The 22,908-nt window shown below is 62.2% G+C and carries 20 protein-coding genes; 7 read left to right on the top strand and 13 right to left on the bottom strand.

Features of this window, described 5'->3' with window-relative positions; all coding sequences use genetic code 11:
• Nucleotides 1–13: 13 nt before the first annotated feature.
• Nucleotides 14–1,663, top strand: coding sequence for a DNA repair protein RecN (recN, locus tag AQS8620_RS05945; RefSeq protein WP_085835945.1), 1,650 nt, complete (start codon nt 14–16; stop codon nt 1,661–1,663).
• Nucleotides 1,664–1,708: 45 nt separating this feature from the next.
• Here the strand turns inward: recN and AQS8620_RS05940 are convergent, their stop codons facing one another.
• Complete coding sequence (locus AQS8620_RS05940) at nt 1,709–2,128, bottom strand: YybH family protein (protein ID WP_085836163.1); 420 nt, start codon at nt 2,126–2,128, stop codon at nt 1,709–1,711.
• A gap of 20 nt (nt 2,129–2,148) precedes the next feature.
• A complete protein-coding gene (locus AQS8620_RS05935) occupies nt 2,149–3,510 on the bottom strand; it encodes an FAD-binding oxidoreductase (protein ID WP_085835944.1) in 1,362 nt (453 codons plus the stop codon).
• Nucleotides 3,511–3,636: 126 nt separating this feature from the next.
• Here AQS8620_RS05935 and AQS8620_RS05930 point away from each other — a divergent pair, with 126 nt between their 5' ends.
• A complete protein-coding gene (locus tag AQS8620_RS05930) occupies nt 3,637–5,286 on the top strand; it encodes a chloride channel protein (protein WP_234990407.1) in 1,650 nt (549 codons plus the stop codon).
• A gap of 71 nt (nt 5,287–5,357) precedes the next feature.
• On the opposite strand, the gene AQS8620_RS05925 is transcribed toward AQS8620_RS05930, so the two are convergent.
• The 5 genes from AQS8620_RS05925 to cobS all read right to left on the bottom strand — a co-directional run bounded on the left by AQS8620_RS05925 (nt 5,358) and on the right by cobS (nt 11,214).
• On the bottom strand, nt 5,358–5,714 hold the full coding sequence (locus AQS8620_RS05925) for a DUF427 domain-containing protein (protein WP_085835943.1): 357 nt from the start codon (nt 5,712–5,714) through the stop codon (nt 5,358–5,360).
• 123 nt (nt 5,715–5,837) lie between these two features.
• Nucleotides 5,838–7,634 (bottom strand): aminopeptidase P family protein, encoded by a 1,797-nt coding sequence (locus AQS8620_RS05920; protein WP_085835942.1) that lies wholly within the window; start codon nt 7,632–7,634, stop codon nt 5,838–5,840.
• A 44-nt stretch (nt 7,635–7,678) separates the two neighbouring features.
• Nucleotides 7,679–9,553 carry a cobaltochelatase subunit CobT gene (gene cobT / locus AQS8620_RS05915; RefSeq protein WP_085835941.1) on the bottom strand — a complete coding sequence of 625 codons (1,875 nt, stop codon included), beginning with the start codon at nt 9,551–9,553 and terminating at the stop codon, nt 7,679–7,681.
• A 58-nt stretch (nt 9,554–9,611) separates the two neighbouring features.
• The gene (locus AQS8620_RS05910) at nt 9,612–10,088 is read right to left on the bottom strand and encodes a hypothetical protein (RefSeq protein WP_085835940.1); all 477 of its coding nucleotides are present in this window, start codon (nt 10,086–10,088) and stop codon (nt 9,612–9,614) included.
• 157 nt (nt 10,089–10,245) lie between these two features.
• Nucleotides 10,246–11,214: a cobaltochelatase subunit CobS gene (gene cobS, locus AQS8620_RS05905; RefSeq protein ID WP_085835939.1), complete on the bottom strand. Its 969-nt coding sequence runs from the start codon at nt 11,212–11,214 to the stop codon at nt 10,246–10,248.
• A 499-nt stretch (nt 11,215–11,713) separates the two neighbouring features.
• Here cobS and AQS8620_RS05900 point away from each other — a divergent pair, with 499 nt between their 5' ends.
• Both AQS8620_RS05900 and AQS8620_RS05895 read left to right on the top strand, forming a co-directional pair.
• Nucleotides 11,714–12,271: a fasciclin domain-containing protein gene (locus AQS8620_RS05900; RefSeq protein WP_085835938.1), complete on the top strand. Its 558-nt coding sequence runs from the start codon at nt 11,714–11,716 to the stop codon at nt 12,269–12,271.
• Nucleotides 12,272–12,462: 191 nt separating this feature from the next.
• Entirely contained in the window at nt 12,463–13,452 is a 990-nt protein-coding gene (locus tag AQS8620_RS05895; protein ID WP_085835937.1) for a DUF808 domain-containing protein, read from the top strand.
• A 114-nt stretch (nt 13,453–13,566) separates the two neighbouring features.
• On the opposite strand, the gene AQS8620_RS05890 is transcribed toward AQS8620_RS05895, so the two are convergent.
• The gene (locus AQS8620_RS05890) at nt 13,567–14,202 is read right to left on the bottom strand and encodes a J domain-containing protein (protein WP_085835936.1); all 636 of its coding nucleotides are present in this window, start codon (nt 14,200–14,202) and stop codon (nt 13,567–13,569) included.
• A gap of 87 nt (nt 14,203–14,289) precedes the next feature.
• Here AQS8620_RS05890 and AQS8620_RS05885 point away from each other — a divergent pair, with 87 nt between their 5' ends.
• Nucleotides 14,290–14,550 (top strand): BolA family protein, encoded by a 261-nt coding sequence (locus AQS8620_RS05885; RefSeq protein WP_085836161.1) that lies wholly within the window; start codon nt 14,290–14,292, stop codon nt 14,548–14,550.
• Nucleotides 14,551–14,611: 61 nt separating this feature from the next.
• Here the strand turns inward: AQS8620_RS05885 and AQS8620_RS05880 are convergent, their stop codons facing one another.
• Together AQS8620_RS05880 and gatB are read right to left on the bottom strand one after the other, a co-directional pair.
• The gene (locus AQS8620_RS05880) at nt 14,612–15,040 is read right to left on the bottom strand and encodes a DUF4177 domain-containing protein (protein ID WP_085835935.1); all 429 of its coding nucleotides are present in this window, start codon (nt 15,038–15,040) and stop codon (nt 14,612–14,614) included.
• A 268-nt stretch (nt 15,041–15,308) separates the two neighbouring features.
• The gene (gene gatB, locus AQS8620_RS05875; RefSeq protein WP_085835934.1) at nt 15,309–16,823 is read right to left on the bottom strand and encodes an Asp-tRNA(Asn)/Glu-tRNA(Gln) amidotransferase subunit GatB; all 1,515 of its coding nucleotides are present in this window, start codon (nt 16,821–16,823) and stop codon (nt 15,309–15,311) included.
• A gap of 322 nt (nt 16,824–17,145) precedes the next feature.
• On the opposite strand from gatB, the gene AQS8620_RS05870 reads away from it, so the two are divergent.
• Nucleotides 17,146–17,640: a transglycosylase SLT domain-containing protein gene (locus AQS8620_RS05870; protein ID WP_143267441.1), complete on the top strand. Its 495-nt coding sequence runs from the start codon at nt 17,146–17,148 to the stop codon at nt 17,638–17,640.
• A gap of 94 nt (nt 17,641–17,734) precedes the next feature.
• Here AQS8620_RS05870 and AQS8620_RS05865 read toward each other — a convergent pair whose 3' ends face one another.
• Both AQS8620_RS05865 and AQS8620_RS05860 read right to left on the bottom strand, forming a co-directional pair.
• The gene (locus tag AQS8620_RS05865; RefSeq protein WP_085835932.1) at nt 17,735–18,946 is read right to left on the bottom strand and encodes an FAD-dependent monooxygenase; all 1,212 of its coding nucleotides are present in this window, start codon (nt 18,944–18,946) and stop codon (nt 17,735–17,737) included.
• 89 nt (nt 18,947–19,035) lie between these two features.
• Entirely contained in the window at nt 19,036–19,725 is a 690-nt protein-coding gene (locus AQS8620_RS05860) for a pyrimidine 5'-nucleotidase (RefSeq protein ID WP_234990386.1), read from the bottom strand.
• A gap of 116 nt (nt 19,726–19,841) precedes the next feature.
• Here AQS8620_RS05860 and AQS8620_RS05855 point away from each other — a divergent pair, with 116 nt between their 5' ends.
• Nucleotides 19,842–20,495, top strand: a complete 654-nt coding sequence (locus AQS8620_RS05855) for a GntR family transcriptional regulator (protein WP_234990385.1) — start codon at nt 19,842–19,844, stop codon at nt 20,493–20,495.
• On the opposite strand, the gene AQS8620_RS05850 is transcribed toward AQS8620_RS05855, so the two are convergent.
• Nucleotides 20,492–22,810, bottom strand: coding sequence for a glycosyltransferase (locus tag AQS8620_RS05850; RefSeq protein WP_085835931.1), 2,319 nt, complete (start codon nt 22,808–22,810; stop codon nt 20,492–20,494). The genes AQS8620_RS05855 and AQS8620_RS05850 overlap by 4 nt on opposite strands.
• Nucleotides 22,811–22,908: the final 98 nt, after the last annotated feature.

The following is a 22,908-nucleotide window of genomic DNA, read 5'->3' as shown; positions in this document are numbered from 1 at the left end:
GCGGACACACCCCATGCTGAGAAGTCTCGACATCCGGGACATGCTGATCATCGACCGGCTCGAACTTGTGTTCGAGGGCGGGCTGAATGTGCTGACCGGCGAAACCGGCGCGGGCAAATCCATCCTGCTCGACAGTCTGGGCTTTGTTTTGGGGTGGCGCGGACGGGCCGAACTGGTGAGGGCCGGTGCCACGCAGGGCGAAGTTACTGCCGTCTTCGAACTGACGGCCGATCACCCCGCCAATGCCGTGCTGATCGAGGCAGGGTTCGAACCCGAAGACGACCTGATCCTGCGCCGCATCAACACCAGCGACGGGCGCAAAACCGCCTGGGTGAATGATCGCCGCGTGTCGGGCGAGGTGCTGCGCGCTTTGTCCGAACGCCTTGTCGAATTGCACGGGCAGCAGGACGATCGCGGGCTGTTGAACCCGCGCGGCCACCGCCTTTTGCTGGACGATTTCGCCAATCTTGCTCCGCTGATCGAGGCCACGAAAGCCGCATGGCGTCAGGTGTCGAGCAGTCGCAAAGCCTTGGCCGCTGCCGCCGCGACGCAAAAAGCCCTCGCCGCCGAGGAAGATTTCCTGCGCCATGCTGTCGGCGAATTGGACAAGCTCGATCCGCAGGCAGGCGAAGAGGCGACACTCGATGTCGACCGCCGCCGCATGCAGGCCGCCGAGCGCATCGCAGAGGACATCGCCAAAGCCAATGCCGCCCTGTCCTACGAGGGCGCAGAAGGCCTGATCACCGACGCCACCCGCTGGCTTGAAGGCGCGGCAGACAAGGCCGAAGGTCACCTCGACGAGGCGCTCGAAGCGCTGACCCGCGTGGTCGAGGCCCTGGGCGATGCGCAATCTGGGGTCGAGGCAGCGATGCAGGCGCTGTCCTTCAACCCTGCCGAATTGGAGCAGATAGAGGAACGGCTGTTCGCGATCCGCGGCCTTGCGCGCAAGCATGGCGTGCAACCCGACGACCTTGGCCCCTTTGCCGATGAGTTGCGCCGCAAACTCGAGGCGCTGGACGGCGGGGCTGGCGACATCGCAACGCTCACCAAAGCCGTCAAAGCGGCCGAGGAGACCTACGACTCTGCCGCCGACGCCCTGTCCAGCGCGCGTTTGCGAGCCGCGGGTGAGCTGGACGGGCTGATGGCGGGCGAACTCGGCCCGCTCAAAATGGAGCGCGCGGTGTTCAAAACCGAACTCAGCGAGGCCGAAGCGGGGCCGGAGGGGCGCGACGAGGTCACCTTCACCGTCGCCACCAACCCCGGAGCGCCCGCAGGGCCGCTCAACAAAATCGCATCGGGCGGCGAGCTGTCGCGCTTCCTGCTCGCGCTCAAAGTTTGCCTGACCAAGGGCCAACAGGGCGTCACGATGATTTTCGACGAAATTGATCGCGGCGTTGGCGGGGCCACAGCAGATGCGGTCGGGCGGCGTCTGGCACGGCTCGCGGGTGAGGGGCAGGTGCTGGTCGTCACCCATAGCCCCCAGGTCGCCGCCCTCGGCGCGCACCACTGGAAAGTTGCCAAACGGGTCGAGGACGGACAAACCCTGTCCGAAGTCACACCGCTCGACGCGCCTGCGCGGGTTGATGAAATCGCGCGCATGATTTCGGGCGATAGCGTCACCGACACGGCGCGCGCGGCAGCTAGGGAACTTCTGGCAGGATAGCGGTTTTCGTTTCTTTCGGATAAAAATACCCAAACACCGCCAGCCTTAACGATAGTCCGTTGGCGTGAGGCGACCGCCCGTGGCGACATGGGTCTCGACACCCGCGACCACATCGGTGTTTTGCGCTGACACGCACAGCCACCCCGCCTCCTGGCGCTGCATCACAAAGCTCATCACCGTCTGACGCGCTTCCGCCTTTGCTCCCTGCGGTGTGGTCTGTCCGCTCAGATGCAACCGCGCATGGACCACGGCCACCGTACCAAGATCGCGACAGGTGACGCTGCCCACCCGCAGATCGCTTTGGGCAAATATCCGCGTCAGCCCGTACGCATGGGCGCGCGCGATGGCGCTGCGATTGCGCCACCACAGCCCGACGACGTTGACGAAATCGGCGTCCTCGGCGAAGAGAGCGGCAATCGCGCTCGCATCACGCGCGCCCCAAGCGCGCGCGAAAGCTCGGGGCATGTCTTGCGCGCGGGCCAGGGTCACGGCACCAGCTTTGCAGGGTTGAGCAGCCCCGTGGGGTCAAGCGCGGCCTTCAGCGCGCCCATCACGGCCCATGCCTCCCCGTGTTCTGCTGGCATGTAGGATTTCTTGCCGATGCCGATCCCGTGCTCGCCCGTGACCGTGCCGCCAAGCGCCAAAGCGCGCTCGGACATGCGCGCGGCGACTTCTTTGGCGCGGATCATGTCGGCGTCATTCTCGATCAGCAGCAGCGAGTGGAAATTCCCGTCCCCGACATGGCCCACAATCGGCCCCAGCAAGCCGCTGTCGCGAATGTCGGCGGCCGTTTCCTCGACCGCCTGCGCGAGCCTGGAAATCGGCACGCAAATGTCGGTGGTGATCGCGCGCGCGCCCGGTTTGAGGTTGAGGCAGGCATAATAGGCGTTATGGCGCATGGTCCATAGGGCACGCCGCTCGTCCGCGTCGGTCGCCCATTTGAAATCCAGCGCGCCGTGGTCGCGCGCGATCTCGCCAAAGGTCGCGGCCGTCTGCGCAACGCCTGCCTCAGCGCCATGAAACTCCACCAGCAAATGCGGCTTTTCAGGGAAATCCGCGCCTGCATAGGCGTTGATCGCGCGCGCCGCCAGCGGGTCGATGAATTCTATCCGCGCCATCGGCAGGCCCAGCTGGATCGTGTCGATGACAGCATTTACGGCCGTTTCCAGCGTGTCAAAGGCACAGATGGCGGCTGACACCGCTTCGGGTTGGCCATGCAGGCGCAGCGTAAGTTCGGTAACAATCCCAAGCGTGCCTTCGGAGCCGACAAACAGCCCCGTCAGGTCGTAGCCTGCGCTGGATTTGCGCGCGCGGGTGCCGGTGCGGATGATGCGCCCGTCAGCCAGCACCACTTCGAGCGCCAGCACATTGTCGCGCATCGTGCCGTATCTGACGGCGGTGGTGCCCGAGGCGCGCGTCATCGCCATGCCGCCCAATGTCGCATCCGCGCCCGGATCGACGGGAAACATCAACCCTGTGGCGCGCAATTCGGTATTCAGCGCCTCGCGCGTCACACCGGGTTGGATCACCACATCCATATCGGCGTCATTGATCTGCAAGACCTGCGCCATGTCGCGAAAATCAAGCGTCAGCATCTGCGGCCCTGCCAGCGTCTGCCCCTCTAGCGAGGTGCCGCGCCCGAAGGCGACCACCGGCATCCCATGCGCGTGGCACAGCTTTAAAATCGCGCTGACCTCTGCCGTGTTGCGCGGATAGGCCACGGCGGCGGGCGGGGCAGGGGCGAACCACGCTTCCGAGCGGCCATGCAGGTCCAGATCGGACTTGGAACGCGACAGGCGATTGCCTAGAAGGGAAGACAGGGCATCGAGGGCGGCTTGCATAGTCATCGGTTTCCTCACGAGAATTTAAGCGATCCTAGGCCAGACGGGCGGCCTGAGAAAGCGTAGATGACCCCGCCCCAAGGCACGCGCGCGATGAGTGAGGCCCCCCAGACATCCTACCCCCGCACCGCCATGCTTGCGATCCGCGATGGTCTGCTCGACACGTTGCGGCTGATGCGCCTGAAGGGGCCCAACCAGATCCAGTTCTGGCTGATCGCGCTGGCCATCGGCACGGCCTCGGGCCTCGCCGCTTTGGGGTTCCGCCTCGGGATTGATGCGCTGCAACGCTTTGTCTACGGCACCGAGGACACCCGTCATCTGATGCGCCATCTGGGCGATTTGCCGTGGTACTGGGTCGTGGCGATCCCGGTGCTTGGGGGGCTGGTGGTCGGTGTCATCTTGAACTGGTTCACACCGGACGGGCGTGTGCGCTCCGTCGCGGATGTCATTGAAGGTGCGGCTCTTTTTGACGGAAGGGTCGAAAAACGCGCGGGCATCGCCTCCGCATTCGCCTCTTTGGTGACCCTGTCGACGGGGGGCTCGACAGGGCGCGAAGGGCCGGTCGTGCATATGGCCGCGGTGATCTCGAGCTGGGTATCGATTCGCATCCATGCCACGGGGCTGACCTCGCGCGATCTGTTGGGCTGCGCCGTGGCTGCCGCCGTCTCGGCCAGTTTCAACGCGCCCATTGCGGGGGCCTTGTTCGCGCTCGAAGTGGTGTTGCGCCACTTTGCCGTTCACGCCTTTGCCCCCATCGTGATCGCCTCGGCGGCAGGCACGGTGATCAACCGGCTGGAATTCGGCGGCGTGCCGGAATTCGATCTGGTGTCGCAAGGGGCCTTGGCGTTTTACGTCGAATTGCCGGCATTTTTGTTGATGGGGTTTGTGTGCGGCATCGTCGCAGTGCTGCTGATGCGCGCGATTTTCATGGCCGATGATTTTGGCACATGGGTGCAGGAAAAAACCCACCTGCCGCCCGTGTTGCGTCCGGCCTCTGCGGGGCTGGTGCTTGGGCTTTTGGCATTGGGATTTCCCCATATCATCGGGGTTGGATACGAAACGACCTCGGCGGCACTGACCGGAAAATTGGTGTTGCGCGAAGCGGTGGTCTTTGCCGTGCTCAAGGTCGTTGCGGTGGCGATTACCATGGCGGGACGCATGGGCGGGGGGGTGTTTTCGCCCGCCTTGATGGTGGGCGCGCTGACGGGATTGGCCTTCGGGGTGATCTCCACCGGCGTGGTGCCGAATTTTTCCGGCACGCCAACCCTCTATGCGCTGGCAGGCATGGGGGCCGTTGCCGCTGCAGTGCTGGGCGCGCCGATTTCGACGACGCTGATCGTCTTCGAGCTGACGGGAGATTGGCAGACGGGATTGGCGGTGATGGTCACCGTGTCGATTTCCACGGCGCTGGCGTCGAAACTGGTCGATCGTTCGTTCTTTTTGACCCAGCTTGAGCGGCGCGGAACGCATCTGGCCGCAGGTCCGCAGGCCTATCTGCTGGCGACATTTCGCGTCCACCAATGCCTGCGTGCGGTCGATAGCGCCCGCGCCGCCAGCGAAGAAGCCTGCCGCGACCTGATCAGTCAGGGAATCTACGTGAGCAAAAACGCGACGCTCGAGGCCGCGATGCCGATGTTTGACAAGGGCAACCTCACGTTCATTCCCGTGGTGACGCTGCACGACGACCATCCCCCGCAATTGCACGGGGCCGTGTTTCAGATCGACGCGCTGCGCCTGTATAACAAGGCACTTGCGGCAACGGCCGCAGAGGAACATTCCTGAGCAACCTCAAACGCCGCGCGTGAGGTCAAGCGCGGCGTTTTGGGTATTTTTATCCGAAAGAAACCAGCGGCTTAAAGTTGTTCCACGGCCGCTTTATGGCTGTAGAAGGCGATGTAGCCTGCGATTTGTTCCATGCCCGGTTTCGGGGTTTCGTAGGACCAGGCAGCGTCATCGAGCGTTTGGCTTTTGGTGACGATGGAATAGTAGGTGGCTTCGCCCTTGAAGGGGCAGCTGGAGCGGGTGTCGGTTTGGTCCAGAAAGGCCATCGCGATGTCGGAGCGCGGGAAGTAGATCACGCTGGGATAGTCGCCTTCAGTCAGTTCCAGCGCAGCAGAGGTTTCGCCCAATACGGCTCCGCCAGCGCGCACCACCCAAGTGCCCGTGGCGTTGCGGATGCGGATATGGTCAGCGAGGAGCGGTGTAGTCATAAGTCCCTGTCCTTTCATCTTTGGCCATTGAGATGCGGCTTGCAGACCATAACAGGCCGGATGCCGCAGGTATATGACACTGTTTTATGACACTGTGGTCTTTTCGGATCGGCCTTGAGTGTCTCATTGCAAGGGCGCACAGGCTTTGGCGAGCCACTGCGCTGCATTTGGGGAAAGACGGCCGTCCAATTTTGTGACGATGTCGGTGTGATAGCTGTCGATCCACGCCCGTTCAAACGGCGCGAGCATCGAAATGTCGATCAATCTGCGATCAAACGGCACATAGGTCAGCGTCTCGAAGTCATACATGGGGCGGGCATCGCCCTGTTGCAAGGGGGGGGCCACACGCACGGTGATCAGGTTTTCTATCCGGATCCCGAACGCACCTTCGCGGTAATAGCCGGGCTCGTTGGACAGGATCATTCCCGGCTGCAGCGCCACGCCCGAGGCACGCGAAATGCGTTGCGGGCCTTCGTGCACACAGAGATAGCTGCCCACCCCGTGACCGGTGCCGTGGTCGAAATCCTGACCGGCGCGCCACAGGGGGGCGCGTGCCAGCGCATCCAGATGCGCGCCGGCAACGCCTTTGGGAAACCGTGCGCAGGAGACGGCGATCATCCCCTGCAACACGCGCGTGTTGGCGGCGATGGCGTCGGGGGGGGGGGGGCCGAGGGCGATGGTGCGGGTGATGTCCGTTGTGCCATCGACATATTGCCCGCCGCTGTCGACCAACAGGATGTCGCCGCGCGAAAGCCTTCGGTTTGATGCCTCATCGACCTTGTAATGCACGATGGCGCCGTTCGGACCGGCGCCACAGATCGTATCGAAGCTGATTTCTTTGAGGTCCCCCGTGGCTTGCCGAAAGCTTTCCAACTTGCGGACCACGTCGATTTCGCTGAGCGTTTCGGGGGCGCAACCGTCCAGCCACGCAAGAAATTCCACCATCGCGCCTGCATCGCGGATATGGGCGGCACGTGCGCCCGCGATTTCGGTGTCGTTCTTCACAGCCTTGGGCAGGGCGCAGATATCTGGGGCAAAATGGATGGGGATCTCGGCGGAGGTGAGGTAGCTTGCCACCGCAAAGGCCGAAGCGCGGTCCATTTGCACGGGACCGGCGAGCTGCTGTAACGCCGCGCCAAAGGCATCATGCGGGGCGACGCCGACCTCGGGGCCAAGATGTGCGCGCAGGTCGGCGACTTTGGCGGGGTCGATAAACAGCGACACCCGCGCATCGTCGTGCAAGATGGCAAAGGCCAGCGCCACAGGGTTGCGGGCAATGTCGGCCCCGCGAATATTGAGCAACCACATCACGCTATCGGTGGCGGTGATCACCGCCGCTGCCCGACGAGAGTTGCGCAGATCAGCGGCAAGTTCCGCCCGCTTGTCGGCGCTGGATTTTCCCGCCCATTGCGTCGGATGCGCAACGACAGGGGCGACAGGGGGCGCCGGGCGATCCGAACGGATAGCGTCGATCAGGTTGGGGCAGGGGATAAGCGCGGTGTTTACCGCGGCCAGAGCCGCATCGGCTTTTTCGACCTCGTCCAGCGTCGACAGCCACGGATCAAAGCCGATCCGCAGACCGGCGGCGTTTTGCGCCAGCCAATCCGACAGCGAGGTTTCGGGCCAATGGACGACCTCGAAAATCCGCCCGTCCACCTGGCTGTGAACTTGCACACGGTAGCGCCCGTCGACAAAAACAGCGGCGCGCTCGCGCAGGATCACCGCAAAGCCCGCAGAGCCGGTAAAGCCGGAAATCCAGGACAAGCGCTCGTCACAGGGGGCGACATATTCGTTTTGGTGCGCGTCCGAGCGCGGCACAAGAAAGCCGTCGACATCTGCGGCGTCAAACTGCGCACGCAGATCGGCAACGCGTGGCGCAGCTTGATCGGGACGGCTTGAGACCTCGAAACTTTGGAACATCACAACTCCCGTCTTCTTTCGGATTTAAATACCCAAATTCCGCGTCAGGACGCGCGGCGCAGGCCCTTGGCTTTGGCGCGCGCTTTGGGATCGGCGTCAAACAAGGAGGCGAGCTGTTCGGTCATCGCGCCCGCCAATTGTTCGACATCGGTGATCGTGACCGCGCGCTCGTAATAGCGGGTCACATCATGACCGATGCCAATGGCCAAAAGTTCGACCTGACGGCGCTTTTCGACCATGGCGATCACATCGCGCAGGTGTTTTTCCAGATAATTTGCCGGGTTCACAGAGAGGGTGCTGTCATCAACCGGCGCGCCATCGGAAATCACCATCAGGATCTTGCGCGCTTCGGGCCGCGCCACCATGCGCCGGTGCGCCCATTCCAGCGCCTCGCCGTCGATGTTTTCCTTCAAGAGCCCCTCTTTCATCATCAAACCCAGATTGGCGCGGGTGCGTCGCATCGGACTGTCGGCTTTCTTGTAGATGATGTGGCGCAGATCATTCAGGCGGCCGGGGTGTTGGGGGCGGCCCTGCTGAAGCCATTGTTCACGGCTTTGCCCGCCCTTCCATGCCCGCGTGGTAAAGCCCAAAATTTCGACCTTGACGTTGCAGCGTTCCAGCGTGCGCGCCAGCACATCCGCACAAATCGCCGCGATGGAAATCGGGCGACCGCGCATGGAGCCGGAATTATCCAGCAGCAAGGTCACCACCGTGTCGCGAAACTCCGTGTCTTTTTCGACTTTGAACGACAGCGGCGTTGTGGGGTTGGCCACCACCCGCGCAAGGCGCCCTGCGTCCAGAATGCCTTCTTCCATGTCAAACAGCCAAGAGCGGTTTTGCTGGGCCTGCAGGCGGCGCTGCAACTTGTTGGCCAAGCGTGACACAGCCCCTTTCAGCGGTTCAAGCTGTTGATCGAGATAGGCGCGCAGCCGTTCCAGTTCGGCCACTTCGGCCAGCTCCTCGGCGGAGATTTCCTCGTCGAACGCGGTGGTGAACACATCGTAATTCGGGTCGGCATCGGAATAGCTCGGCGCGGGCGGCTCGACCGGGGCTTCGGCCTCGGGGCTGTCTACCTCCTCGCCCATTTTCTCATCTGCGCCCGCCTCGGAGGAGACCTGCGCCTCGGACGCATCCTGTTGGTCTTCTTGGGATTGTTCGGGCGCGGCCTCGCTGTCGTCCTCTTGGGACTGGTCGTCCTCTGGGGATTGATCCTCGGCGTCGGTGGTGTCGTCATCCTCGGCCGTTTGATCGTCCTCAGGGTCGGTTTGGTCGGGATCATCGCCAAGCTGGTCACCGTAACCGAGTTCGTCGATCACGCGGCGGGTGAGCCGTGCAAAGGCCTTTTGATCGGCCAGAATATCGTCGAGATCGTCAAACGTGCCGCTGGTTTGCTGTTCGATGAAATCGCGCCACAGCGCCATGACATTATCGGCCCCTGCGGGCAGGTCGCGTCCCGTGGCCATGTGGCGCAGGTAATAGCCCGCGGCTTGGGCGAGGGGGGCGTCGGAGGCGGATGTGATCCCGTCATAGCCGCGTCGTGCGGCCTCGTTGGCGATTTTGGCGTCGATGTTTTTCGCCGTTCCGGGCATGTAGCGCGCCCCGACCGCTTCACAACGCGCCGTTTCCATCGCATCGTAGATGTCATAGGCCATCTGGCCTGACGGGGCGTAGCGGTTGAACGTCGACATGTCGTGGAATTTGTGGCGCAGCGCCAAAGCATCCGCCGTGCCGCGGGCAATCAACACTTCATCGGCTGTCATGCGCCGCGACACCTGCGGCAAGCGCACCATGTCGTTGGTCATCCCCGCGGGATCGACCGAAAAGGTCACCGTCAGCTCAGGGTTGTTGGCGAGCACTTTCGTGGTCTCGGCCAAGGCTTTTTTGAACGGATCGGCGGGATTGTCTGACGGCTTGCTCATGCCCCATGTTTTACACCGCTTGCAGGCGGCGACAAGGGCAAGCGCGCGCGAAAGGGCTCTAGCCCAGCAGCAGCGCGCGGCAGGCGTCGATTTCCGCTGCGGCGCGTTGCATCGCCCAGCGAATTTGCGCCGGATCGCTGGAAAAACGGGTGCGCGCCAGCAAACGCCCATGCGCCACCTTGGCGTCGATCCGCAGCGCCATCACATCGGCGCCACCGCCTTGGGGCATCACCGCCTGCAGCAAGGCAATCATCTGTCCGCGAGCCTCGCGGGTGGCATCGGCGCGCTCGGGGGCGGTGATCCATTCGTGATCCATCTGCGCCGACAGCCGTCCCGCGCAGGTGGCAAAGCGGCGGGTAAGCGCGTCGATTGCGACCGGTTTGCGCCCCTGCGACGGCGCCACGACAGGGCGCAGAACCTCAAGCTGCGGCGCCTCGCTGCTGCTTTGTTCCACGGCCAGAGCCTGTCGCGCCGTGCCGGCAAGGGCTGCAAGCGGCAAGAGGCAGATCAGGATGAGAGCGCGGGCATGTGTCATGCCATCAGCCTTGCAGGCAAATCTTGCGATCCGCCTAACCGGGGCGCGCGCAGGGAGGGCAAAAGCGCAACGGGCAGGGAAAATTCCCTGCCCGCTCAATCGTTTGACATGTGTAAAATTCTACGCAAATCGCCGGAATGTTCTGCGCGTGCGCGCCCTAGCGCGCCTTGGACACGGCCGACTCAGGCAGTTCTTCGTCAAAGCAGCGTTGGTAGAATTCGGCCACGGTCTGGCGCTCCAGCTCGTCGCATTTGTTGAGGAAGGTCAGGCGGAAGGCATAGCCTACATCGCGGAAAATCTCTGCGTTTTGTGCCCAGGTGATCACCGTGCGCGGGCTCATTACGGTCGACAGGTCGCCGTTCATGAAGGCTGTGCGGGTCAGATCGGCCACGGTGACCATCTGGCTGATGGTCTTGCGGCCCTTTTCATTATTGTAATGGGGCGCTTTGGACAGCACGATGGCGCTTTCGGCGTCGTGGCTGAGGTAGTTCAGCGTCGCGACCAAAGACCAGCGGTCCATCTGGGCTTGGTTGATTTGCTGTGTGCCGTGGTACAGGCCGGTTGTATCGCCCAGACCCACGGTGTTGGCGGTCGCAAACAGGCGGAAATAGGGGTTCGGGGTGATGACTTCGTTCTGGTCCATCAGCGTCAGCTTGCCGTCCGCTTCCAGCACGCGCTGGATCACGAACATCACATCGGCGCGGCCCGCATCATATTCGTCAAACACGATGGCGCAGGGGTTGCGCAGCGCCCAGGGCAGGATGCCTTCCTGGAATTCTGTGACCTGCATCCCGTCGCGCAGCTTGATCGCGTCTTTGCCGATCAGGTCGATGCGCGAGATATGGCTGTCGAGGTTGACGCGCACCGACGGCCAGTTGAGCCGCGAAGCCACCTGTTCGATGTGGGTCGATTTGCCCGTGCCGTGATAGCCTTGCACCATGACGCGGCGGTTGTGCGAAAAGCCTGCCAGAATGGCAAGCGTGGTGTCGGCGTCGAATTTATAGGTCGGATCGTTGGCCGGTACACGGTCGCTTGTTTCGGCAAAGCCTTTGACGGTCATATCGGTGTCGATACCGAAGACATCGCGCACAGAGATGACTTCGGTGGGTTTTGCGGTCGCGTCCATGGGAGGAATGTCTTTCTTGTGAGCTGTCTGGGTCCGGCGCGGGCGCTACAAGAGCCAAAGGCCAGCGGCCCGCTGTGTTTGTCCGATTGGTGCAACATATCGCCCTCAGGTGCAAGGGGGCGGGGCCATTGGTGGGGATCAAGGGCGCGCGGTGGCCGTGGTGCCGGTGCTGCAGGAACCTCAGGTGCCCTGCGCGTCAGGCGGCCCGCAACGCGCCCGCTCCGGTGCTGCGCGAGAGCACATCACGCAAGGCGCGCGCACCACAAGGGTGCGACAGGGATGCGACCGGAACACTGGAATGGCGCTGAAGCGACGTTGCGTCAGAATTATTTTGAAAATATTTCGGCCCGAAATTTTGTGCGTATTGAAGGGTTTGGAGGAATTATCACGGGTCCGTGATACTGCGTGATGTCTGCAAACTGGTCCAATCGGAAAGCCCCCCCGTATCCCTTACAACTCCGACGATGGGTCGGGGACATTCCAACTGGAGACACATCTTATGAACCGCATTCTTTCCACCGCCGCTATGATTTCCGTCGTCGCAACCGCTGCTTTCGCAGACGACATGACCGAAAACCCGATGGTCGGTGGCGCTGCAATGTTCGCTGACAAAACCATCGTCGAGAACGCCGTGAACTCCGCAGACCACACCACGCTGGTCGCCGCCGTGCAGGCCGCAGGTCTTGTGGACACGCTCAACTCCGAAGGTCCGTTCACCGTTTTCGCTCCCACCAATGACGCCTTCGCAGCCCTTCCCGAGGGCACTGTCGAAACGCTGCTGCTGCCCGAAAACAAAGACCAGCTGGTGAAAATCCTCACCTGCCACGTTGTCGGCAAAGCCGTGATGTCGGACGCTCTGCTGGGCATGATCGAAGATGACGGCGGCGTGCACGACATTCCCACCGTTGGCGGCTGTACCCTCAAGGGCTCCTACGCGGACGGCATGGTCATGATCGAAGACGAGCAAGGCCGCACCGGCACCGTCACCATCGCAGACGTAAAACAGTCCAATGGCGTCATCCACGTGATCGACACTGTTCTTCTTCCCGCGATGTAAGATCTCTTTTTCCGGCATCCGGTCCGATCTTTCCCGTTCGACAAGACCGGCTGCCAGAAGAGAGCAGGGCCCGCGCACCCCACCGCGCGGGCCCTTTTTCATGTGCAATTTCTCTGCGATTTTGGGGGGGTGTTTGCTAAGATCGCCCCAACGCCCTACATCCAAGGGGCAACAAAGGTCGGAGAGACAACATGAGCGGACTATTGGCGCTACTCGATGATGTGGCGGGCATCGCAAAAGTGGCTGCGGCCTCGGTGGACGACATCGTCGGACAATCGGCCAAAGCAGGAGCCAAAGCGGCGGGCGCTGTCATCGACGATGCGGCGGTGACGCCGAAATACATCCACGGATTTGCGCCCGCGCGTGAATTGCCCATCGTTGGCAAGATCGCGCTGGGATCAATCCGCAACAAATTGATCATCCTGCTTCCGCTGGCATTGTTGTTATCCTCCTTCGCGCCCTGGCTGATCACACCGCTCCTGATGCTGGGCGGGTCATATTTGTGCTTTGAGGGGGCAGAAAAAGTGTACCACCTCTTTGCGCCGCACAAACCACACGCCGATGGCGGCAGTCCCACGATGGACGACCCCGCGCATTTGGAGGCCCAAAAAGTGCAGGGCGCGGTGAAAACCGACTTTATCCTTTCAGCAGAAATCATGACCATCGCCCTCTCGGCGCTGCCCACAGGGCAAAGCCTCTGGATCGAAGCGGCGGCGCTGGCCGTGGTGGCCGTGGGCATCACCTTTATCGTCTACGGTGGCGTCGCGGTGATCGTGAAAGCCGATGACGTGGGCCTTTGGCTCAGCCGTGTGGGCCGGCTTTCGATCACTCGCAAACTCGGGCACGGGATTGTCGCCTTCATGCCATGGTTCCTCAAGGGCCTTTTGATCGTGGGCACGGCCGCGATGATCTGGGTCGGGGGCAACATCATGCTGCATGGCGTGGCAGAGATGGGCTATGCGGGAGCCTACGAGTGGATTCACCATATCGCCCAAGCCACCGCAACCAGCGTCGCGCGCGCCGAAGGATTTGTCACCTGGGCTGTCACCGCGTTTTTCGATGGCATCTTTGGCTTGATCTACGGGCTGATCCTGATCCCCATCGTGGTAAAAATCCTCGCCCCGCTGTTTGGTGCGCTCTCTGGCCTGTTTTCGCGCAAAAACGCCCCCGATACGCAGTAACCCGCGCAAGGCAGGGCCAAAAGCCCCCCCCCCCGCCAAAGCAAAAAGGCGCGCCCTCGTTCTGGGGGCGCGCCTTTTTATTTCACATCTGCAGCGCCTTGCGCGCAGTGGTGCCTATTTGAACCAACGGCTGTCTTTGACCTGATCCCAGGCCCAAACGACCTGCTGAAGCAGCTCCTCCTGGCTGCGATCGCCGCCATTCACGTCGGGGTGCAGCACTTTGATCAACGAGCGGTACTGCTTTTTGATCTCGGCCTTGGTCCAGTGATCTTTCGCTTCCAGAATATCAATTGCCTGACGTTCCACGGGCGGCAGTTTGCGGGTGGTGCCCGCGACGGTGGATTTGCCCGGATTCTGGGTCGCGTTGTCGCCCAGAACCTGATGCGGGTCATCCACGCCCAAACGTTCCCACGCCCGCTGTTCGGCGGATTTGCGGCCCAAGGGCTGCGTCGGGCGGTCGCCGACTTTGGAGGCTTTGATCTGTTCTTCCATTTCGGCCTCTGTCGTGCCGTTGAAGAAGTTCCATTTCAAATTGTACTCGCGCACGTGATCTTTGCAAAACCACTTGTATTCATCTAGGTGATCGGGGGATCGCGGCGCACGGTATTGCCCCTGTTCCTTGCATCCGGCGTGTTCGCACAGGCGTTGCGAGGTCTCGAAAGCCCCTGACATGCCGCGCCTGCCGGTCTTGCGTTTTTTCTTATCCGTGGACACGGACATGTCGAAACCGAAGGGGTCGTTCTTCTGCATGGGCCTCAAAACCTTTTCGTCTGCCTATCCGACTCGGACGCAAGAGTTTAGACGATGGGTCAGGATTTGAAAGAGGCGATAGATCACATGAGCATCACGACGCAGATGGAAACCCGTTTAATTGCCGCTTTCGCGCCGCTTGAATTGGAAATCGTTGACGATTCCGCCAGCCATGCGGGGCATGCGGGCAATCCCGGAGGTGGTAGGGAAACCCATTTCAACCTGCGCATCGTCAGCGCGGCCTTTGCGGGCCAGTCGCGGGTGGCACGTCACCGCGCGGTGCATGCGGCGCTGGGCGATTTGGTGCCGCAAATTCACGCCCTGTCGCTGGACCTTGCCGCGCCCTGACTTTGGGGCATCCCGACTTTGGGGCGCCGCATCCGCTTGTGCGAAGGCAGCGCCGCGCGATTTACGTGTCGCTGCCCGGCGTGGCCTTGAGAGAGGGGGCGTCCTCGGGAGCCGCTTGGGCGGTGCGTGAGGCAAACAGCGATTTGGCCGCCGCGCCAAGCCCCTCGGTGCCTTTGGAGGCGGTCACGGGGGCCGCGCTTGCGGGGGCATCCTCATTCGCAGCCACATCGGGGCGCGCATGCACCATCACCTCGGCGCGCGGGGCGACCTCTCTGCGAAACACCATCAAGACTTGCTGGTTGATGGATTTCGACGCAAGTCCCGAGCGCTCTTCGACCGGCAGCGTTTCGGTGCGGACATATTCCCACCCCTCACGCCCCATCTCGTTCAACGCCGCCGTGACGGTGTGGGCAAAGCGGTTTTCGGGGCGCACACCCTTGGCTTTGACAGCCTTCGCAGGGGCGGGGATGACGCGGTATTCGATTGTCATGCTGGTTCTCCATTCTCGCGGGCATGCTAAACAGTGCGCTCCCGCGCGCCAAGCCGTTTGTGCGGGCAGGGAGGTCACGTCTTGATGGTGGCATCTGTGCCACGGCTTGGTCATGGCTGGGCCGACCACGGAGGATTGCTGTGACACAGGATCACACCTCAACCCGCAGGCAATGCGCCCAATCGCGCTTGCGTGTAGGGCTCAATCGGCCAGCATACCACAAAAAAGGGGCCAAACGGCCCCTTTCCCAGCATAGATCACGCGGCCTTTACAGCCCGAGTTTCTGCATTACCAGCGCATTCACGGCGGCTGGGTTTGCCTTGCCGCCGGTCGATTTCATGACCTGACCGACAAACCAACCCGCCAGCTTGGGGTTGGCTTTCGCCTTTTCGACCTGCGCGGGATTGTCTGCGATTACCGCGTCCACAGCCGCTTCGATCGCGCCGGTGTCCGTGACCTGTTTCATGCCACGCGCCTCGACGATCTCGGCCGGATCGCCGCCCTCGGTATACACGATTTCAAACAGATCCTTGGCGATCTTGCCGCTGATGTCGCCCGCTTTGATCAGCTTGACGATACCGCCCAGTTGCGCAGGCGACACGGGGCTGTTCTCGATCTCCGCATCGTCTTTCTTGAGGCGGCCAAACAGTTCGTTGATCACCCAGTTGGCGGCCAGTTTCCCATCGGTGCCCGCCGCCACGCCTTCGAAAAAGGCCGCATTGGCGGTGTCTGCCGTCAGCACGCCTGCATCATATTCCGACAGGCCAAAGTCCCGGACAAAACGGGCTTTCTTATCGTCGGGAAGTTCGGGCAGGGAAGCCTTGATGTCATCCACCCAAGCCTGTTCAATTTCAAGCGGCAGCAGGTCGGGATCAGGGAAATAGCGGTAATCATGTGCTTCTTCCTTGGAGCGCATGGAACGGGTTTCGTTCTTGTCCGCGTCATAGAGGCGGGTTTCCTGATCAATCTCGCCGCCATCCTCGAGGATCGCGATCTGGCGACGCGCCTCGTAGTCAATCGCCAGCTGGATAAACCGCGTGGAGTTCATGTTCTTGATCTCGCAACGCGTCCCGAGATGCGAAAAATCACCCGTCGCAGCAAATTTCTCGTACTGACCCTTGCGGCACACCGAGACGTTCACATCGGCGCGCATATTGCCGTTTTGCATGTTGCCATCGCAGGTCCCGAGGTAGCGCAGGATCTGGCGCATTTTCAAAACATAGGCCGCCGCTTCTTCGGGGCCGCGAATATCAGGGCGCGACACGATCTCCATCAGGGCAACGCCCGTGCGGTTCAGGTCAACAAAGGACATGTTGGGGTCCATGTCGTGAATGGATTTTCCCGCATCCTGCTCAAGGTGGATGCGCTCGATACGCACCAGACGCGCCACACCGGGGGCCATATCCACGATCACCTCGCCCTCGCCCACAATGGGGTGATACAGCTGCGAAATCTGGTAGCCCTGCGGCAGGTCGGGGTAGAAATAGTTCTTGCGATCAAAGGCTGAGAACAGGTTGATCTGCGCTTTCAGGCCCAAACCCGTGCGCACCGCCTGTTCGACGCAATATTCATTGATCACGGGCAACATGCCCGGCATGGCCGCATCCACAAAGGCCACGTTTGCGTTGGGCTCATTGCCAAACTGCGTCGATGCGCCGGAAAACAGCTTTGCTTTCGAGGCCACCTGCGCGTGGATTTCCATCCCGATCACAAGTTCCCAATCGTCTGTCGCACCGGCGATGGTTTTGGGCTCGGGGGACGTGAATTCGAGGTGGTCGAGCATCTCTGGGGCCTCATTTCTTTAGGGTTGAGGGCGTTTTAGGACAGGGTTGCGGGCAGGGCAAGAGGCGGCGGAAATCGGGCACATCCCCCGCCCCTTTGGCAAGACTCTGCCGATGCTGTGTCGAATGACTTGGCGGAATCGGCCCGCTGGGGCATGAAAGCCTGTCGGCGCGCTGTGCCGATGCTGCCCCAGAGACTTACAAGTGCCTATTTTTCCGTTGCGTGCCCGCACCTTAGCCCTCGTCCTCGCCGCTTTCCTTCCCGCCGCCTGCGATGCCATCGAAGGCGTCTCGGCAGAGCCCCCCACCCAGGAACCCGCGGTCATGCGCTGGGATTCCGTCCCTCAAGGCCCGATCTGGACGGCAAGCGCCCTCGCTGCCCTGACCGATCATGGTGCCTCGCTCTCCGAAATTACCCCCAAAGATATTGCCGATTGGTGCCCCGGCTACGAAAGCGCATCGCTCGATGATCGCGCCGCCTTCTGGGTTGGCTTGTTGTCCACGCTCTCCAAACACGAAAGCACGTGGAATCCGCGCGCTGTCGGCGGCGGTGGCCGCTGGTTCGGCCTGGTACAAATCGCTCCGGCAACCGCACGCGCCTACGGCTGCAACGCCAAAACGGGCGAGGCGCTGAAAAACGGTTCTGCAAACCTGAGCTGTGCGATCCGCATCATGTCGACAACCGTGGCGCGCGACCAGGTTATCTCCGCAGGAATGCGCGGCGTTGCCGCCGATTGGGGCCCGTTCCATTCCACGAAAAAACGCGAAGACATGCGGTCCTGGACGAACGCACAGCCCTATTGCGCCGCCAAAAGCTGAACCGCGCATCGGCTGAGTCCCGGCGTTGGGCTTCTTTCGGATAAAAATACCCAAATTCCGACGATGAAACGGGCGCGCGGTGGCGGATAGGGCGCTACTTGCGCGCGCGCGCAGGACCCAAGCCCGCCTGCATGATGGCGCGGCGCAAAGGGGGGATGTCATGGACGGCTTTCAGCCCGTTCAAACGCACCCATTGCAACAGCGCCCCCTCCGAGCGCACCACACGGTTAAACACATCAATCGCTTGCGCACGCGGGCCGATGTCGCGGGCGCGGGTGCGGGCATAGTCGGCCAACATCGCGCTATCGCCCAGATTTTGCGGCTGCGCGCGGGCCAAATCCAGCAATAAGGTCACATCCGCAAGCGAGGTGTTCAACCCCTGCGCGCCGATGGGCGGTAGCACATGCGCGGCTTCGGCGATAAGCGCGACACGCTCAGCCGCAAGATCACGCGCGGTGCGGGTGATGATGGGAAAGAGACCGCGCGGGCTGGCAAGCCGCATGTCACCGTAAAGATGCGCTGCGCGCTCACTCATACGGGCATTGAAAGCCACCGGAGCCATGTTCTGCAAGTCCTGTGCGACGGCGCCGCTGTTCATCCAGACAATGGCCGAGGCGGGCGAGCCGTCGATATCGGCAAGCGGAACCATCGTGAACGGGCCGCCCTCACGGTAAATTTCGGTGGAAATATTGTGGTGGGGGCGGTCGTGTGTCGCGGTGAACGCCAGAGATTTCTGCCCGTAGTGCGTTGTTTTTACGTCAATTCCCACGGCTTTTCGTAATGCGGACTCTCGCCCGTCCGCGGCGATGACCAACTTGGCCACAACGCGCGATCCGTCATCCAGGGTCACAACCGCTTGGCTGCTGCGCGTCACAATCGTGCGAAACCCGACCCCGTATCGCAGGCTCAATCCCGCGATCTGCGGCAGAACGCGGCTCAATTCGCGCCGCATCACCCAGTTGAGAAAATTCCACCCAAAAGGTGCATCTGCCGTTTCCCGCCCCTCGAATTGACGCTCGCCGCGCAGGGCGCCCGCGCGGGTGTCCACGATCCGCAACCCCTCCAACGGGGTGGCAAAGGGGGCGAGCGCCTCCCAGACACCGATCCGCTCGAACAAGGCGCGCGCGGGACGCAGGAAGGCGGTCGAGCGAAAATCCGCCCCTGTTTGCGTGCCGTCGGTGACCGGCCGTTGCGGGTCGATCATCAGCGTTGAAAAGCCGCTGCGTGCGAAACTTGCCGCGGCGATCATGCCCGCAAGCCCGCCGCCAACAACGAGAACATCGGTCTGATGGGGAGTGTCGCGCATCGCTGCCTTCTGTTTTTTAAGGATCAGGTGGTTTGTGATAGGCTGCGGGCGGGGAATTGTCCAACGGCCCTGCGCGCGACACAGTGCCCCTATGCGGCTGAAGGCCCGCCCAGTTGCGCCAGAAACGCAGCAAGATCCGCGGTGTGGTGGTGGATATGCGCTGCTTCCAGCGCTTGGGGCGCGACATGCACAGTGCGCATGCCCAAGGCGTGGGGGACGGCGAGGTTGCGCGGATCATCCTCGAACATCGCCGCGCGCTCGGGGCGCAGCCCGTCGCGCGCAAACACACGGTCGAAGGCCTCGCGGCGCGGTTTGGGATGCAAACCCGCCTCTTGCACACCGTAGATCGCGTCAAACAGCCCCTCAAGCCCGCGCGCCTGCGCGACACGTTCAGCATAGGGGGCGGTGCCGTTGGTGAATATGATCTTGCGTCCGGGCAGGGCGCGAATGGCGGCCGCGAGGGCAGGGTCGACTGTCAGCTGCGTGAAGTCGATGTCGTGCACGTCAAGCAAAAAGGCCGCCGGATCAATAGCATATTCGGCCATCAGCCCGGCCAGTGTCGTGCCGTAGCTGTGCCAGTAGTGGGTGCGCAGACGGCTGGCTTCGGACCGGTCCGTGCCGGTCGTGCGTTGCACCCAGGCGGTCATGCGCGGTTCGATCTGCGCAAAAAGACCCGCCTCGGGCGGATAAAGCGTGTTGTCGAGATCGAACACCCAAGTGTCGACATGGTCGAATGCGCTGGCGATTCCCGAAGGGGCGGGGGGGGACATTTGGGTCATAGGCCAGAGCTACCCCTGTGCTTTCGCCCAGGCAAGGACCCATTGTCCGCCTTTGGCTTGATCGCAGTGCGCGGGCGGGCGTATGGTGCGGCTTCACGCGGAGAGGAGTTTGGCCGGTGGCGAGCAAGGATGCAAAAATCGTGCAAAAGGATGCCTACGGGCTGATTTTGGAAGCGATTGATGGCGGGATCTACCGACCGGGCGACCGCTTGGTCGAAAGCGAGCTTGCCGAACGCTTTGGCGTTTCGCGCACGCCTATTCGCGAAGCTTTACAACGGCTTGAAACGCAATCCATGTTGGCGCGCGACGGGCGCTCCTTGATCGTTGCCTCGCTGGATCACAACCAGATGGCCGATCTGTACGTGGTGCGTACCGAACTGGAAGGCTTGGCGGCGCGCCTTGCCGCACGTCATGCGACCCCCGAGGAAGTGCGCGTCTTGCGCGATATGGTCGAAGAGGACGCCGCTCTCGTCGGTGATCCCGAAGCGCTGGCACGCGCCAACCGCCGCTTTCACAAGCAAATCCATCTGGCGTCGCACAATCGCTATCTCGTGCAGCAACTGGATCTGGTGCACCGCTCGATGGCGCTTTTGGCGACGACATCGCTTGCGGTGGAGGGGCGCGGCCAGACGGCTCTGGCCGAACATGACCGCATCGTGGCCGCGATTGAACGCGGCGATGGCGAGGCAGCCTATGTTACCCTCAAGGACCATATTTCCAAGGCCTTTATCACCCGTCTGAAAAAGGACGCAGAGTCGGAAAACCGCTAGGGCGGGTCAGAATTTTCGGGCGGCTCATCTGGGGCGTCGTCGGGTTGGGGGGTGATGGTGACATGGGTGATGTCGAAACTCACGGCCGCAGTAAAGGTGGCGCGCTGTTCTGCGGCAATCGCCCAGCCCTGAGGGTAGTGATCAAAGGGCGCGTCTTTGTCCAAGGTGCGCCGCGTCGCGGCCTCTGCGGGGGCCAGATAGGTCAGCCGTGCGGCGGCATGATCCAGCCCCTGCGCGGTTTTGCGCGGCACCGCGCCCTTGCGCGCGCGCCCCGTCACAAGCTGTAGGGGCGCCGGGGCCAATTCGGGCGGCGAAAGCGGCGGAATCAGCACCGGATTTATCAGCAAAAGCGGGCCCGTGTGGGGCAATTGGGCGGGCGCGTCCTCCTCGAACGGGAGGGCGATGTCGTGCAGACCGTGGGCGGTTTTGTCCCAATAGTAGGGCTTGGTGATGATCTCGCCCAACCCCTTGAGCGCGGCAAGCGTTCCGAGGGGGAAATAGAGATGCAGCGTCGGCACCCAGCGCCACAGGCCTTTGTGCTCATGGCGCGCTACGGCGAGGATGCCGACCGATATCGTCAACACCTCGCTGGCCAGAAATGTCGCGCCCAGCAAGATAAATGCCCAGTCGGGCAACATGCCGCGCAGCGGATGCGGTAGGCCGAACATCACGAGCCAGAAGCTCCAAAGGGCGGGCGCGAGGACAAATTGCGACAGCGTCCCGAGAAACAGGCATTGGACGCCGAAAAACCGCCATGCCCCGAGGTCGCGCCATAGTTTTACGGGGTCGCGCATGTGCACGGCCCAGGTCATGCCGTAGCCTTTGAGCCAGCGCGAGCGTTGTTTGACCCAAGGCCACCAGCGACAGTTCGCTTCTTCCTGGGTGACCGTGTCGATCAGTTCGGTGCGATAGCCGTGGCGCGCAAGGCGGATGCCCAAATCGGCATCCTCCGTGACGTTATGGGCGTCCCAACCGCCCAGTTCCTCCAGAGCATCACGGCGGAAAAACAGGGTGGTTCCGCCTAGCGGAACAACCAGCCCCATACGTTCCAATCCGGGTAAAACCACGCGAAACCATGTGGCATATTCCACGGTAAAACAGCGCGATAGCCAATTGGTGTGGCTGTTATAAAAGTCCAGAACCCCTTGCAAACAAGCGACATTTGGCGCGCATTGGTCGAAATGGCTGACAACGCGGCTGATCTGGTCGGCGGCGGGGGCGTCTTCGGCGTCATAGACACCGATGATGGAGCCACGGCAAAAGTCGAGGGCATAGTTGAGCGCGCGCGGTTTGGTTTTCACGCGCCCGCGCGGCACGACGATCATCCGCATCCAGCGCGGCAGGCGGGTGGCGGCAACCGCGGCCTGGGTGATGGTGTCGTCCTCTTCGACGACGAGACAGATGTCGAGCAATTCACGCGGATATTCGATCCGCGACAGCCGCCTTACCAGACGACCTGCGATTTCACGTTCCTTGAACAGGGGCACCATGATCGACACGGTCGGAAGCCGCCCGATCGGGACGACATCGGGCTGCGCGCGTGCTTCTCCGCGCCCCACAACGGAGAAGCGCAGAATGGCTGCGGCCAGTTTCAACCCCGAATTCGCCACAAGGGTCAGCACCGCCCAAAGGGTCAACACGAGGAACAGGCCCCGTGGCGAGGCAATGCCCAAGGCCACAAGCATCAGCGCAAAGCCCGAGATCAAGCGGATCGCGGGCATCTTTTTGATGTCACGACAGCTTTCATGGGTTGCCACGCGAATTTCCGCAGCTGCGGCAAGGCTGCGCTTGCGCGAGGACAGCAGCGCCTTTTGCAAGGCGCTTTCGGAGGAGACGGCAAAGCGCACGGCCCCGAATTGTGCTTCGAGAACGTCGCGGTGCCGGTCGAAATCATCGGGGCGGGCGGTGGCGATCACCGTCACTTTTCCGATCCGCCGCCAAGGCATCATGCCAAAGCGCAGGCAGCGGTCGGTGCCGAATTGGTCAATGAGCCGCACATCGGGGGGGTGGGCCGCAAAATCCGCAAGTTCAACGCCGAATTGCACGGATAGGGCCGCGTAAAGCGCGGCCTCGCTGACCATGTCATGGGCCAAAAGGATGTCGCCAAATCGCGCCTGCTCGCGCGCGCGCATCTGGGTGGCGCGCACAAGGTCATCGGCAGAAAGATCGCCCCGCTCGACCAGAATCTGCCCAAGCGGTTTGCGCCCTCTGCGCGGTTCTGGCGCGGCCGCGACGGGCGTGAGGTAAGGAACGCGGCCCAAAGGGCGCGGCAAACCATCCTGTTCGGCCTTATTCGCTGGGGTTTCGGGGTTCATACCTTCGCCGGACGCCAATTCTGGCTTCACATTGCGAAAGTGGGATTAATGAAGTCTTAAGATTAACAGCGGCTGCATAAGATTTATACTTAAGAGTT

Source organism: Aquimixticola soesokkakensis, from assembly GCF_900172375.1.
Lineage (GTDB): Bacteria > Pseudomonadota > Alphaproteobacteria > Rhodobacterales > Rhodobacteraceae > Aquimixticola > Aquimixticola soesokkakensis.
Note: the sequence above shows the minus strand (reverse complement) of the source record. Positions and strands in the feature narration are given on the sequence as shown.

Coding starts and splice junctions, on each gene's coding strand:
- recN (WP_085835945.1), top strand. CDS start 14: ATGCTGAGAAGTCTCGACATCCGGGACATGCTGATCATCGACCGGCTC.
- AQS8620_RS05940 (WP_085836163.1), bottom strand. CDS start 2,128: ATGCCCCGAGCTTTCGCGCGCGCTTGGGGCGCGCGTGATGCGAGCGCG.
- AQS8620_RS05935 (WP_085835944.1), bottom strand. CDS start 3,510: ATGACTATGCAAGCCGCCCTCGATGCCCTGTCTTCCCTTCTAGGCAAT.
- AQS8620_RS05930 (WP_234990407.1), top strand. CDS start 3,637: ATGCTTGCGATCCGCGATGGTCTGCTCGACACGTTGCGGCTGATGCGC.
- AQS8620_RS05925 (WP_085835943.1), bottom strand. CDS start 5,714: ATGACTACACCGCTCCTCGCTGACCATATCCGCATCCGCAACGCCACG.
- AQS8620_RS05920 (WP_085835942.1), bottom strand. CDS start 7,634: ATGTTCCAAAGTTTCGAGGTCTCAAGCCGTCCCGATCAAGCTGCGCCA.
- cobT (WP_085835941.1), bottom strand. CDS start 9,553: ATGAGCAAGCCGTCAGACAATCCCGCCGATCCGTTCAAAAAAGCCTTG.
- AQS8620_RS05910 (WP_085835940.1), bottom strand. CDS start 10,088: ATGACACATGCCCGCGCTCTCATCCTGATCTGCCTCTTGCCGCTTGCA.
- cobS (WP_085835939.1), bottom strand. CDS start 11,214: ATGGACGCGACCGCAAAACCCACCGAAGTCATCTCTGTGCGCGATGTC.
- AQS8620_RS05900 (WP_085835938.1), top strand. CDS start 11,714: ATGAACCGCATTCTTTCCACCGCCGCTATGATTTCCGTCGTCGCAACC.
- AQS8620_RS05895 (WP_085835937.1), top strand. CDS start 12,463: ATGAGCGGACTATTGGCGCTACTCGATGATGTGGCGGGCATCGCAAAA.
- AQS8620_RS05890 (WP_085835936.1), bottom strand. CDS start 14,202: ATGCAGAAGAACGACCCCTTCGGTTTCGACATGTCCGTGTCCACGGAT.
- AQS8620_RS05885 (WP_085836161.1), top strand. CDS start 14,290: ATGAGCATCACGACGCAGATGGAAACCCGTTTAATTGCCGCTTTCGCG.
- AQS8620_RS05880 (WP_085835935.1), bottom strand. CDS start 15,040: ATGACAATCGAATACCGCGTCATCCCCGCCCCTGCGAAGGCTGTCAAA.
- gatB (WP_085835934.1), bottom strand. CDS start 16,823: ATGCTCGACCACCTCGAATTCACGTCCCCCGAGCCCAAAACCATCGCC.
- AQS8620_RS05870 (WP_143267441.1), top strand. CDS start 17,146: ATGCGCTGGGATTCCGTCCCTCAAGGCCCGATCTGGACGGCAAGCGCC.
- AQS8620_RS05865 (WP_085835932.1), bottom strand. CDS start 18,946: ATGCGCGACACTCCCCATCAGACCGATGTTCTCGTTGTTGGCGGCGGG.
- AQS8620_RS05860 (WP_234990386.1), bottom strand. CDS start 19,725: ATGACCCAAATGTCCCCCCCCGCCCCTTCGGGAATCGCCAGCGCATTC.
- AQS8620_RS05850 (WP_085835931.1), bottom strand. CDS start 22,810: ATGAACCCCGAAACCCCAGCGAATAAGGCCGAACAGGATGGTTTGCCG.